Here is a 12,784-nt window from a genome sequence, read left to right on the forward strand (position 1 = left end):
GGTCAACAACCAGGGGACCGGCACGGTGTCGCTGCTCCCCACCACCAACGCGTGGGTGGCAAACAGGGAGAACACCGCCGTCCACACCAGAAGCAGCAAGCCCAGACACCGCAGGAACGGGCGGCTGCGCCACTGACGATAGAGAGGCGACAGCGAGAAGCACAGCAGGCCGTAGAGCAGCACAAGCCCGATGATCGCGCGCTCGTGAGGACTGATGGCCACCATGCCAAAGTGGATGACATAGGCCACCGCGGCTGCCAGCATCGCGATGACCAGGTCACCCAGCTTGAAGAACGCATCCAGCGCTGCCTTCGCTTCCAGCGTACGGTGCAGGAACGCTTTACCGTCCTGCAGGCCGCCCAACGATCCATGTAACAAAAGCAATCTCCTGAGACAGAATCACGGCGCGAGGCGGGGACGGGCCCTAGATAGGTGGATGAATGTGCGTCAGTTTTATACCACACCACTGTAATCATCGGAACCTCCAACACCCGCGCAAGCCTCTGAATACGCTGGAAGTCCTATCGATTCACGCACATAACATCGGCTGATCTATCGTGCGTGGCACATCCCTTGCATACCTCCCGCTCCCGGACATTCCCACATGGCCAAAGCGCCACTTGACCTGACCACGGGCCCGATCGGGCGCAACCTGTTCCTGTTCGCCCTGCCGATCCTGGCGGGCAACATCGCCCAGTCGCTCAATGGCTCGGTGAACGCGATCTGGGTTGGCCGCTTCCTCGGCGAAGCGGCGCTGACCGCCACGGCGAACGCCAACAACATCATGTTCTTCCTGATCGGCTCGGTGTTCGGGATCGGCATGGCCGCCTCGATCCTGATCGGCCAATCCATGGGTGCACGCGACCTGCCCCAGGCCCGGCGCGTGATGGGCACCAGCGCGACATTCTTCATCGGCCTGTCGGTGGTGATCGCGATCGCTGGCTGGTGGCTGTCGCACCCGCTGCTGGCGGCGATGGGCACGCCGGCCGAATCCCTGCCGCTGGCCGAGGCCTATCTGCGCATCATCTTCCTGGCGATGCCCACGCTGTACGCCTTTGCATTCCTGAGCTCAGCACTGCGCGGCGTCGGCGACTCGCGCACCCCCTTCCGCTTCCTGCTGCTCTCGGTGCTGTTGGACATCGGCTTCAACCCACTGCTGATCTTCGGCATCGGGCCGTTCCCGCAGCTGGGCATCGCCGGCGCGGCGTGGGCCACGTTGATCGCGCAGACGCTCTCGTTGCTCGGCCTGCTCTGGTACATGCGCAACAAGCGCCATGTGCTGTGGCTGGGGCGCAAAGACATGGCGCTGTTCAAGATCGATGGCGAAATCCTGCGCGCCCTGGTGGTCAAGGGCGTGCCGATGGGCCTGCAGATGGTGCTGATCTCGCTGTCGATGATCCTGATGATGACCATGGTCAACGGCTACGGCACCGACACCGCCGCCGCCTATGGCGCGTCGCTGCAGCTGTGGACCTACGTGCAGATGCCGGCGATGGCGATCGGCGCGGCGTGCTCGACCATGGCCGCACAGAACGTCGGCGCGCAGCGCTGGGACCGCGTGCGCGGCACCGCGCGCAGCGGCGTGCTCTACAACTTCCTGCTGACCGGCGTGCTGATCCTGCCGCTGATCCTGCTCGACCGCTACACGCTGGCCCTGTTCCTGCCCGAGGGCAGCCAGGCGCTGGAGGTGGCCCGCCACCTCAACCACATCGCGGTGTGGTCGTTCCTGTTCTTCGGCGTGAACTTCGTGATCTCCGGCGTGGTGCGCTCGACCGGCGCGGTGATTCCGCCGCTGCTGATCCTGGCCGCCTCGCTATGGGGCATCCGCGTGCCGTTCGCCGAACTGCTGCAGGACCGCTGGGGCGCCGACGCAGTGTGGTGGAGCTTCCCGGTGAGCTCGTTCTGCGCAATGCTGATGTCGCTGGCGTATTACCGCTGGGGCGGCTGGCGCAAGGCGCGCATGCTGCCCAGCCACCGCGAGGAACTGGCAGCGCCGGCCGAGGTCCCCGCCTCGCCGCCGTCGCCGGTGGCGGACCCGAACCCGACCACACCGCTGCAGCCCGCCCCGGCGGGCAGCGCACGGCCGGATTAAGCCACGCGTCCCTGCAGCAGGGTCTTCCAGGCCGGCAGTCTGTAGCGCCGGCGCTGGTAGCGCATCAGCAGCGCCATCATCACGCCGAACAACAACCCGGCCATCACAGCACTGCCAACGGTGATGCCGGGCGTGAGCGAGCCAAGGTCAAGAACCAGCCCCATCAAGGCGCGCCACAGCACGCCCCACAGCACCCCGAACAGCCCGCCCATCACGAGCAGATTGGCACCGAAGCTGGCGAGCAGCGGGGGCGGCACGCGCAGCCCCATGCGCCACAGCAGTCGATGCATCGGCGGCGCACACATGCCCACCGGCACGTTGGCGTCGGCCATGGCCTGCAGCGCGTAACGAACATCAGCGGGATAACGGTCCATGTGTTTCTCCTTCACGAGGCCACAAACGCAAACGGCCACCCGAAGGTGGCCGTTTGAGGCGACAACCGGAGTTGTCAGCCGGGAATTACTGGGCAGCCTTGGCAGCCAGGCGCGCGGCCTTGGCCTGCGCAGCAGCAGCCAGATCTTCCTTGATGCGGGCAGCCTTGCCTTCCAGGCCACGCAGGTAGTACAGCTTGCCGGCGCGGACCTTGCCACGACGCTTCACTTCGACCGAGTCGATGATGGCGCTGTGGGTCTGGAAGACGCGCTCGACGCCGTAGCCGTGCGAGATCTTGCGGACGGTGAACGCGGAGTTCAGGCCGGCGTTCTTGGTGCCGATGACGACGCCTTCGTAAGCCTGCACGCGCTCACGGTTGCCTTCCTTCACCTTCACGTTGACGACGACGGTGTCACCCTGGCTGAACTTCGGCAGCTCGCGGGTGATCTGGGCGGATTCGAAGTCCGAGAGGATGGATTTGTTCAGCTTGCTCATGGGTGCACCGATAGTGTTCGGGTGGTCGTGTCGTTCGACAACGTGGGCTCATGCAGTCACCGGACTGTGCTGCACGTTTTTTGTAGGGATTCCTACCAGCGGGCCCCAAAAGGCCGATGGCAATCCCGGATTATAAACAAGATCCCGCCCCCGCGCTAGGGGGTCGGATCCTTCGCAACGGCCTGCCGCGCCTGCTCCAGCAGGAGGCGGTCGGCCTTGGACAACTGGCTTTCATCGAGCAGGTCCGGCCGCCGCAGCGAGGTACGCAGCAGCGACTGCTGCCGGCGCCAACGGGCGATGGCGGCATGGTTGCCCGAGCGCAGCACGTCCGGGACAGTGCCCCATTCATGCTGCGCCGGATGGCTGTAATGCGGGCAGTCCAGCAGCCCCTGCGGGCCTTCGAAACTGTCCTGGGCGGCCGATTCGGCATCGCCGAGGGCCCCGTCCTGCAGGCGGGTCACCGCATCGACGATCACCGCCGCGCCCAGCTCACCACCGGACAGGACGTAATCGCCGAGGGAGATTTCCTCGGTGACCTCGGCCTCGAGGAAGCGCTCGTCGATACCCTCATAGCGGCCGCAGAGCAGGATCATGCGCGGCAGCGCCGCCAGCTCCCGGACCTTGGCCTGGGTCAGCGGCGTGCCCTGCGGGCTGAGGTAGATCACCGGCGCGGGCGCCGGATCCGCCGCCTTGGCCGCGGCCAGGCACGCCCGCAGCGGCTCGATCAGCATGACCATGCCCGGGCCACCGCCGAACGGACGGTCGTCCACCCGGCGGTAGTTGCCTTCGGCATAGTCACGCGGGTTCCAGCCGTGCAGGTCCAGCAGACCACGTTCGGCGGCGCGGCCGACCACGCCCAGCGCGGCCGATTGCGCCATGAACTCGGGGAACAACGTGACGACGTCGATGCGCATCCGGCCTAGAACTCCGGATCCCAGTCGACCACGATCAGGTTGGCCTCGAAATCCACCGAGACGACGAAATCGGGCTGCACGAACGGAATCATCCGCTCACGATCACCCTGCACCACGAGCACATCGTTGGAGCCGGTCGAGAACAGGTGGGATGCCCGCCCCAGTTCGACGCCATCGACGGTACGCACCTGCAGTCCTTCCAGATCGACCCAGTAATACTCATCGGGCTTCGGCGGCGGCAATGCGCTGCGCGCGACGTAGACTTCGGTCCCGTACATCGCCTCGACCACGTCGCGGTCGGTGATGCCCGGAAACACGGCGACCAGGTGCTTGCCGGACTGACGTCCGCGCGCCCCGATGAGCGTGCTCTCCTGGCCGGCGGGGGTCCGCAGGATCCAGGGCTGATAGTGGAAAATGGCGGTACGTGGCTCGGTCCAGGACTCGAGCTTGATCTCGCCTCGCACACCAAAAGCGCCGACAATCCTGCCCAGCAGGATGCGGCGCTCGGTATCTTTCATCTGTATAGACCGATGGGCCGCGGCAGGCGCGACCCTTCAGGATCAGGCCGCGGAGGCCTGGGCCTTGGTCGCTTCCTTGTACAGGTTGCGGACCTTGTCGGTCATCTGGGCGCCATTGGCGACCCACTTGTCGACCAGCGGCAGGTCCAGCACGATGCGGGACTCGGCACCCTGGGCAACCGGGTTGTAGTAACCGACGCGCTCGATGTTGCGGCCATCACGGGCGCTGCGCGAGTCGGTCACGATGATGTGGTAGAACGGACGCTTCTTGGCGCCGCCGCGGGTCAGTCGAATCTTGACCATGGTGTTGTTTCCTCAATTGCCCAGTCGCCAGGATGGCGCGGTAAGCCGGCGATTATAGCGGCGGCCTCCGTTCATTCCAAGCCTGTGAAGAGTGGGAAAGCTGAACAGGGGTTGCGGGCCGTTCCATTCAGGGCGCCAGGCGCTGCCAAGGTGCCTGGGCAAGCACCTGCCGGGCCTTGACGCACAACGCTTCCGAGTGTCCCAGTTCGACCCCGTCGATCACGGTGATCGGCCAGATCCCGGCTGCATTGCAGGCGATGGCGGCGTCGAATCCTTCCATCTCCGCCAGCGCGACCGGGCGCACCTGCTGATCCTCACCCCACCCCGCCTGCAGCAGACGCTCATGGGTGCCGCGCAGCGCGGGCGCCTGCGGCCAGATCAACGTGCTGCCCGAGGCGAAGGCGACGTTCCAGGTGGTGCCTTCACTGATATACCCGTCGTCACCGACGAACAGCGCGTCGTCCACGCCCGCCTGCAACGCCTCGCGGCGATGCTGGAACAGCGCGAACGTGCCGACGTGCTTCACGTGCGGCAGCTCGCGCTGGTAACGCACCGTGCGCAGCCGCCGCGGCAGGGGCGGCAGGTCCACCGGCGGCGCGACGGCCACCAGCACATCCACGGCGACGGGCTGCAGCGGCCGCCGGAAATCGAACTGCCGCGAGAATACCGTCACCCGCAGCGACGCATCGGCCACGCCTTCGGCCTGCAGCGCGTCGTGCATCCAGGCCCGCACCTGCAGCGGATCCAGCGCGGCGCCGAACAACTCGGCCGAGCCCTCCTTCAGCCGCTGAAGATGCAGGTCCAGGGCCTGCACCGCACCACCGCGCACCTGCAACGAGGTGAAATGGCCGTAGTTGGTCAGTGCGCCAGCCAGGTCATCGGTGCTGGCAAGGATGCCATTGCAGTACAGCGTCATCCCAGCAACGCCTTCGCATCGGACCACATCTGCTGCAGCACGTCGGCCGCAGGGCGTGCCGGTGCCATCCACGCGGACTGCCCGGCCCAGGCCTGCATTGCATCAAGATTGTTGTCCCGGCCCGCCTGCGCGCGCATCGGCGCGGTCAGCCCGCGCTGCACCGGATACGGCCGCGGCGGTGGTGCGTCAGCAGACGCCGCGGCGCGCACATAGGCGGTGGCCAGGCCACGCCCGAGGCGGCCACTGAAGGCGCGTGTCGGCCAGGTGTCTTCGGGCTCAGCCTCGGCCAATGCCTGCGACCACGCCGGATTCAAGCGGCACTCCGGGGTGCGCAGGAACGCGGTGCCGACCTGCACCGCACTCGCGCCCAGTGTCAGTGCGGCCGCGATGCCACGACCATCGGCGATGCCACCGGCCGCGATGACCGGGATATCCAGATGGTCGGCCAGCCGCGGCAGCAGCGCGAACAACCCGACCAGCTGGCGCTCGGCTGCGTCGGGATCGAACGCACCACGATGCCCGCCGGCCTCGAAGCCCTGCGCGACCACCGCGTCGGCGCCGGCGGCCTGTGCGGCACGCGCTTCGGCCAGGGTGGTCGCACACGCGATCCAGGCGATGCCCACGTCTTTCAGGCGCTGTACCTGCGCCGCGGAGAACACGCCCATGATGGTCGAGGCCACCGCCGGGCGCGCCTCGATCAAGGCATCGAACTGCGCATCGAAATCGGCCGGTCCGGCATCGGCGGCACTGACCGGCACCTCCGGCCCCCATTGCGCCAGGAAGCGGCGCGTCGCGGCTTCCGCATCGGCGTCGCGCCTGGGAAGGGGATCCGGAATCCACACATTGACCTGCGCGGGTCCGTCCGACTGCGCGCGGAAATCGGTCATCCAGGCCACGATGTCCTGCGGCTGGGACAACACCGCGCCCATCGCGCCCATGCTGCCGGCGTTGGCCAGCGCGGCCGACAACGGCACGGGGCAGGCGCCGGCCATCGGCGCGAGCAGGATCGGGGCCTGCAATGCAAAACGCCGACAGAAGCTGTCGGCGCGTTCGAGAAGCGGGGAACCATTCACGCGCGGCGCACCTGTGGAAGGAGACGGTGCCAGCATACGCCGCACCGCCCCTGCCCGGAATGCACGCGCGCAGGACTCAGCGGAACGGCATGCCGCCGCGGCCACCCATCGCGCCCATCATCCCCTTCATGCTGCGCATCATGCCCTTCATGCCGCCGCCGGCCATCTTGCTCATCATCTTTTCCATCTGCTGGAACTGCTTCATGAGCTTGTTGACGTCGGCCGGGGTCAGGCCGGAACCACGCGCGATGCGGGCGCGGCGCGAGCCGTTGAGCAGGCCCGGATTGCGGCGCTCTTTCTTGGTCATCGAGTTGATGATCGCGATCATGCGCGGCACTTCCTTGCCCTGGCTGACCTGCTGCTTGAGGTGCTCGGGGATCTGGCCCAGGCCCGGCAGCTTGTCCATCAGGCCGCCGATCCCCCCCATGTTCTGCATCTGCTCCAACTGGTCGCGCATATCGTTCAGATCGAACTTCTTGCCCTTGGCGACCTTCTCGGCCAGCTTCTGCGCCTTGTCCTTGTCGACCTGCTGCTCGACCTGCTCCACCAGCGACAGCACGTCGCCCATATCCAGGATGCGGCTGGCGATACGGTCCGGGTGGAACACATCCAGGCCGTCCGGCTTTTCGCTGACGCCGACGAACTTGATCGGCTTGCCGGTGATGTAGCGCACGCTCAGCGCGGCACCGCCGCGGGCGTCACCGTCGGTCTTGGTCAGCACCACGCCGGTCAGCGGCAGCGCATCGCCGAAGGCCTTGGCGGTGTTGGCGGCATCCTGGCCGGTCATGGCGTCGACCACGAACAGCGTTTCGGCCGGGTTGACCGCAGCATGCAGCGCCTTGATCTCGGCCATCATCGCTTCATCGATGGCCAGGCGACCGGCGGTATCGACGATCAGCACATCGACGAACGACTTGCGTGCGTCGTCGATCGCCGCGCGGACAATGGCTTCCGGCTTCTGGTCGGCGGTGGACGGGAAGAACAGCACGCCGACTTGGTCGGCCAGGGTCTTGAGCTGCTCGATCGCCGCCGGACGGTAGACGTCGGCCGAGACCACCATCACCTTCTTCTTGCGCTTTTCCTTCAGGTGCTTGGCCAGCTTGCCCACCGTGGTGGTCTTGCCCGCACCCTGCAGGCCGGCCATCAGGATGATCGCCGGGGCCGGCACGTTGAGGTTCAGGTCCGAGGCGGCCGAGCCCATGACCGCGGTCAGCTCGTCGCGCACGACCTTGATCAGCGCCTGGCCGGGGGTCAGCGACTTGAGCACTTCCTGGCCGACCGCGCGCACTTTGATGCGCTCGACCAGCGCCTGCACCACGGGCAGCGCAACGTCGGCTTCGAGCAGCGCGATGCGGACTTCGCGGGTGGCCTCGCGGATGTTTTCCTCGGTCAGGCGACCGCGGCCGCGCAGCCGCTCGATGGTGCCGGAGAGGCGCTGGGTCAGGGACTCGAACATGGAAGCGACCTGTTCAGAACAAAAGACAATGAGACCGCCAGTATAACGGTTCCGCCCCGGCTCCCGGACCGGCCGCAACGCGTGGCCGGCCGGGCATCGCCAGCACCCCGGGGGTATGCGAAACTGACACGATGACAATCGTTCTCATTGCGACCCTGCTGTACCTGACCGCCACCGGCCTGCTGGTGCGCGCGGTCGTCCGCGATGATGCGGTGACCTCACCGGCGTGGTTGTGGCCGGCGCTGCCGGCGATGCTGCTGCACGGTGGCTATCACGTACTGGTCGCGATGCGCACCAGCGGCGGCCCGGACATGCACTTCTTCGCCGCCCTGTCGCTGGTCGGCCTGGGCATGGCCTGGCTGACCTCGCTGGTCGCTGCGCGTGGACGCATGGCCGCGCTTGGCGTGTTGGTATTCCCGATGGCCGCGGCCGTGCTGTGGATCTATCACGCCTACGGCCACGAGCCGAGCAGGCCGCTGGGCTGGCAGCTGGCCACCCACGCCTGGATGGCCCTGCTCGCCTACGCCACCCTGAGCGTGGCCGCCCTGCTGGCGATCATGCTGTGGCTGCAGGAGCGCGCCCTGCGCCGCCGCGACTTCCGCCCGTGGCTGCGCGCCCTGCCCCCGCTGGCCGATCTGGAAGCCCTGCTGTTCCGGGTGATCGCGGTCGGCTTCGCACTGCTCACGCTGACCCTGGTCACCGGCGTGCTGTTCGTCGACGACCTGCTGGCACAGAAGCTGGTCCACAAGACCGTGCTCAGCATCCTGTCCTGGATCGTGTTCGGCACCTTGCTGATCGGACGCCGCCGCTACGGCTGGCGCGGTGCCAAGGCCGTGCACTGGACCCTGACTGCGATGGCGCTGCTGCTGCTGGCGTTCTTCGGCAGCCAGTTCGTGATCGAACTGGTGTTCGGGCGCACCCGATAAAGGCTGCCGACCGCTGGTCGGCAGGCCGGTCACAGCGCGTCGATCGCCTCCGAGAGCCGCTCCACCGCGATCACTTCCATGCCCTTCACGCTGCCGGTCTTCGGCGCGTTCGCCTTGGGCACGATGGCGCGCTTGAAGCCATGCGTCGCCGCCTCGCGCAGACGGTCCTCGCCGTTGGGCACCGGGCGGATTTCACCGGAAAGGCCCACCTCGCCGAAGGCGATCGTCTTCTCCGCCAGCGGCCGGTCCTGCAGCGAGGACAATACCGCCAGCAGCACGGGAAGATCGGCGGCGGTCTCCTGCACGCGGATGCCACCGACCACGTTGACGAACACGTCCTGGTCGCCGACCAGCACGCCACCATGACGGTGCAGCACCGCCAGCAGCATCGCCAAGCGGTTCTGCTCCAGGCCGACCGCGACCCGCCGCGGGTTGGACAACGGCGAGGCATCCACCAGCGCCTGCACTTCCACCAGCAGCGGCCGGGTGCCCTCGCGGGTGACCATCACGCAGCTGCCCGGCTGCTGGGTGCTGCCGCCGGAGAGGAAGATCGCCGAAGGATTGGAGACCTCCTTCAGCCCCTTCTCGCCCATCGCGAACACGCCCAGCTCGTTGACCGCACCGAAGCGGTTCTTGAAGGCGCGCAGCAGGCGGAAGCGGCTGCCGCTCTCGCCCTCGAAGTACAACACTGCATCCACCATGTGCTCGAGCACGCGCGGGCCGGCGATGCCCCCCTCCTTGGTGACGTGGCCGACCAGGAACACGGCGGTGCCGGTTTCCTTGGCGAAGCGCACCAGCCGCGCGGCGCTCTCGCGAACCTGGCTGACCGAGCCGGGGGCGGCGGTCAGCGACTCGGTCCACAGTGTCTGCACCGAATCGGCCACGATCAGCCGCGGCTTGGCCACGCTGGCGTGTTGCAGGATCGCCTCCACCTGGGTCTCGGCCAGGGCGTTGACGTTGTCCAGCGGCAGGTCCAGACGCACCGCGCGGCCGGCAACCTGCGACAGCGATTCCTCACCGGTGATGTACAGCACCGGCAGGGACGCAGCCATCTTCGCCACCGCCTGCAGCAGCAGCGTGGATTTGCCGATGCCAGGATCGCCGCCGACCAGGACCACCGCGCCTTCGACCAGGCCACCACCCAGCACGCGATCGAACTCGCCGATGCCGGTACTCACCCGCAGGTGTTCGGTCTGCTGCACGTCCTTGAGCGCCATGATCTTCGGCGCATCGACCTTGCCCGCCCACCCCGAGCGACGCGATGCCGGAGAGGACTTGCTGGCGGGAGTCGCGCTTTCCAGCGTGATCTCGCTCAGCGTGTTCCAGACGCCGCACTCGGTGCACTGGCCCTGCCACTTGCTGTATTCGGCGCCGCATTCGCTGCAGACGTAAGCGGTGAGTCGCTTGGCCATGTCCACTTCCACTTCATCAATTGTCAGGCAGGATAGCCGAGCCGCGTCGCAGCAACCGAGACGCCGAGCGCGCCCGCTCAAGATTCCGGCCCCGTTGCCGATACTCCGGCGGGCCACTGCCCCTCCTTCCATATTCTCCAGGCTTTTCCATGACCGGCACCTACAGCCAGAGTCTTGTCGTGTTCTCGCTGCTGGTCGCCATCCTCGCCTCGTATACCGCGCTGGACATGGCCGGCCGCCTGGCCAGTACCCGCGGCCGGGTCGCCCGCTGGTGGCTGGCCGGTGGCGCCGGCGCGATGGGGCTGGGCATCTGGTCGATGCACTTCATCGGCATGCTCGCCTTCCACCTGCCGATCCCGGTCGGCTATGACCTGGCCATCACCCTGTCCTCGCTGGCGGTGTCGGTCGGCGCGTCGGCCTATGCGTTGTGGCTGGTCTCGCGCGCGGAACTGCCATGGTCGCGGCTGTGTGCCGGCGCGGTGCTGATGGGCCTGGGCATCGCGGCCATGCACTACCTGGGCATGGCCGCGCTGGAGATGCAGCCGGGCATCGACTACGACCCGCTCTGGTTCATCGCCTCGATCCTGATCGCCATCGGCGCTGCCGGTGCGGCGCTGTGGATCGCCTTCCGCCTGCGCCTGGAACAACGCCGCCCGTTCCTGCTGCGCGGGCTGGCCTCGCTGGTGATGGGCCTGGCGATCGTTGGCATGCATTACACCGGCATGGCTGCCGCCAACTTCCCCGAGGGCGCTCTGTGCGGCGCGGCGTATGGCCAGGGCATCGATACCAAATGGCTGGCAGTGCTGGTGATCGTCACCACCCTGGCCACGCTGGGGATCGCGCTGATCGCCTCGGTGTTCGACCGCCAGATGCGTACCCGCACCGGCCTGCTCGCCGATTCACTGGCCCAGGCCAACGAAAAACTGATGCAGGCCGCACTGCATGATCCGCTCACCCAACTGCCCAACCGGATGCTGCTGCAGGACCGGATCGAACAGGCCATCGAGAAGGCGCAGCGCCGACAGTTCAGCTTCGCGGTGATGTTCTGCGACCTGGATGGCTTCAAGGCAATCAACGATGCCTACGGCCACCAACTCGGCGACAAACTGCTGATCCAGGTCAGTGAGCGCATCGCCACCCTGCTGCGTGCACAGGACACCTTCGCGCGGCTGGGTGGAGATGAGTTCGTCATCGTCTTCCAGGTGGAGGACCCGGAGGACGCCGCGGTAGTGGCCGAACGGATCATCGCCAGGGTGGCTGAGCCGTTCGAGATCGATGCGCTGGAACTGCAGGTCAGTGCCAGCCTGGGCATCGCGCTGTACCCGGCCGATGCCACCACCGAGCGCGACCTGATGGCGCATGCCGACGCGGCGATGTACCACACCAAGGATTCGGGCCGGAACGGCTATACTTTCTTCACCCAGTCGCTCAACGTCAGCGCCAACCGTCAGCTGAAGTTGCTGCAGGAACTGCGCAAGGCGGTCAACCGCGGCGAACTGGTCCTGCATTACCAGCCGAAGTTCCAGGCCAACGGACAGTCGCTGATCGGAGCCGAGGCGCTGGTGCGCTGGCAGCACCCCGAACTGGGGCTGTTGTCACCGGATGCGTTCATTCCAATCGCCGAACGCAGCGGGCTGATCCTGTCCATCGGTGACTGGGTGCTGGACCAGGCCTGTGCGCAGCTGCGCCACTGGCACGACGCCGGCCACCCGGACTGGACGATGGCGGTGAACCTCTCACCGCTGCAGTTCGGTTCCAGCACGCTGCTGGACACCGTGCGCCGCACGCTGGACAAACACGGGCTGGACCCGAAGCGGCTGACCCTGGAAGTCACCGAGACCACCGCGATGCGCGATGTGGAAGCGAGCCTGCTGATCCTGCACGGGCTGACCGCGATGGGCGTGAACATCTCCATCGACGACTTCGGCACCGGCTACTCCAGCCTGCTCTATCTCAAGCGCATGCCGGCCACGGAACTGAAGATCGATCGCGCCTTCGTGCACGACCTGGAAGACAACGCCGAAGACGCGGCGATCGTTTCCTCGATCATCGCATTGGGCCGTTCGCTGCAGCTGCAGATCGTCGCCGAGGGCGTCGAAACCGCGGGGCAACGCCAGTATCTCAGCGACATGGGCTGCGACCAGCTGCAGGGATATCACCTTGGGCGGCCGGTGGACGCGGCGGAGTTCATGCGGCTGGCGAAGGCGGCATAACACCGCACGGAACGCTGCGGCACCCTCACCGTACCGCCCAACAGAAAGGCCGCCCGAGGGCGGCCTTTCTGCGTGTGGCAACGTCGCGAGGACG

General features: G+C 67.0%; 12 protein-coding genes and 1 pseudogene. 3 read left to right on the forward strand and 10 right to left on the reverse strand.

Going from position 1 to position 12,784, the window contains the following annotated elements; genetic code table 11:
- Nucleotides 1-363: pseudogene (locus tag AC07WC_RS15815) on the reverse strand (hypothetical protein); the annotation flags it as partial.
- Between the two features lie 241 nt (nt 364-604).
- Here AC07WC_RS15815 and AC07WC_RS15820 point away from each other — a divergent pair.
- Nucleotides 605-2,092, forward strand: a complete 1,488-nt coding sequence (locus tag AC07WC_RS15820; RefSeq protein ID WP_495210847.1) for an MATE family efflux transporter — start codon at nt 605-607, stop codon at nt 2,090-2,092.
- On the opposite strand, the gene AC07WC_RS15825 is transcribed toward AC07WC_RS15820, so the two are convergent.
- The 8 genes from AC07WC_RS15825 to ffh form a co-directional block, all read right to left on the reverse strand.
- On the reverse strand, nt 2,089-2,466 hold the full coding sequence (locus tag AC07WC_RS15825) for a DUF6404 family protein (RefSeq protein ID WP_495210848.1): 378 nt from the start codon (nt 2,464-2,466) through the stop codon (nt 2,089-2,091). The genes AC07WC_RS15820 and AC07WC_RS15825 overlap by 4 nt on opposite strands.
- An 85-nt stretch (nt 2,467-2,551) precedes the next feature.
- Nucleotides 2,552-2,959, reverse strand: a complete 408-nt coding sequence (gene rplS, locus AC07WC_RS15830; protein WP_019184486.1) for a 50S ribosomal protein L19 — start codon at nt 2,957-2,959, stop codon at nt 2,552-2,554.
- A 155-nt stretch (nt 2,960-3,114) separates the two neighbouring features.
- Complete coding sequence (gene trmD / locus AC07WC_RS15835; protein WP_495210849.1) at nt 3,115-3,873, reverse strand: tRNA (guanosine(37)-N1)-methyltransferase TrmD; 759 nt, start codon at nt 3,871-3,873, stop codon at nt 3,115-3,117.
- A gap of 5 nt (nt 3,874-3,878) precedes the next feature.
- Complete coding sequence (gene rimM / locus AC07WC_RS15840) at nt 3,879-4,391, reverse strand: ribosome maturation factor RimM (RefSeq protein WP_495210850.1); 513 nt, start codon at nt 4,389-4,391, stop codon at nt 3,879-3,881.
- Nucleotides 4,392-4,433: 42 nt separating this feature from the next.
- Entirely contained in the window at nt 4,434-4,694 is a 261-nt protein-coding gene (rpsP, locus tag AC07WC_RS15845; protein ID WP_017356068.1) for a 30S ribosomal protein S16, read from the reverse strand.
- A gap of 127 nt (nt 4,695-4,821) precedes the next feature.
- Complete coding sequence (locus tag AC07WC_RS15850) at nt 4,822-5,610, reverse strand: aminotransferase class IV (protein WP_495210851.1); 789 nt, start codon at nt 5,608-5,610, stop codon at nt 4,822-4,824.
- The gene (locus tag AC07WC_RS15855) at nt 5,607-6,683 is read right to left on the reverse strand and encodes an NAD(P)H-dependent flavin oxidoreductase (RefSeq protein WP_495210852.1); all 1,077 of its coding nucleotides are present in this window, start codon (nt 6,681-6,683) and stop codon (nt 5,607-5,609) included. The genes AC07WC_RS15850 and AC07WC_RS15855 overlap by 4 nt, the downstream gene beginning before the upstream one ends.
- A gap of 76 nt (nt 6,684-6,759) precedes the next feature.
- Nucleotides 6,760-8,139: a signal recognition particle protein gene (gene ffh / locus AC07WC_RS15860; RefSeq protein ID WP_019184491.1), complete on the reverse strand. Its 1,380-nt coding sequence runs from the start codon at nt 8,137-8,139 to the stop codon at nt 6,760-6,762.
- Between the two features lie 131 nt (nt 8,140-8,270).
- On the opposite strand from ffh, the gene AC07WC_RS15865 reads away from it, so the two are divergent.
- On the forward strand, nt 8,271-9,065 hold the full coding sequence (locus AC07WC_RS15865) for a cytochrome C assembly family protein (RefSeq protein ID WP_019184492.1): 795 nt from the start codon (nt 8,271-8,273) through the stop codon (nt 9,063-9,065).
- A gap of 29 nt (nt 9,066-9,094) precedes the next feature.
- On the opposite strand, the gene radA is transcribed toward AC07WC_RS15865, so the two are convergent.
- The gene (gene radA / locus AC07WC_RS15870) at nt 9,095-10,477 is read right to left on the reverse strand and encodes a DNA repair protein RadA (protein WP_495210853.1); all 1,383 of its coding nucleotides are present in this window, start codon (nt 10,475-10,477) and stop codon (nt 9,095-9,097) included.
- A gap of 149 nt (nt 10,478-10,626) precedes the next feature.
- On the opposite strand from radA, the gene AC07WC_RS15875 reads away from it, so the two are divergent.
- Complete coding sequence (locus AC07WC_RS15875; protein WP_495210854.1) at nt 10,627-12,690, forward strand: putative bifunctional diguanylate cyclase/phosphodiesterase; 2,064 nt, start codon at nt 10,627-10,629, stop codon at nt 12,688-12,690.
- Nucleotides 12,691-12,784: the final 94 nt, after the last annotated feature.

The sequence above is a fragment of the Stenotrophomonas sp. GW821-FHT01H02A genome, assembly GCF_059422145.1.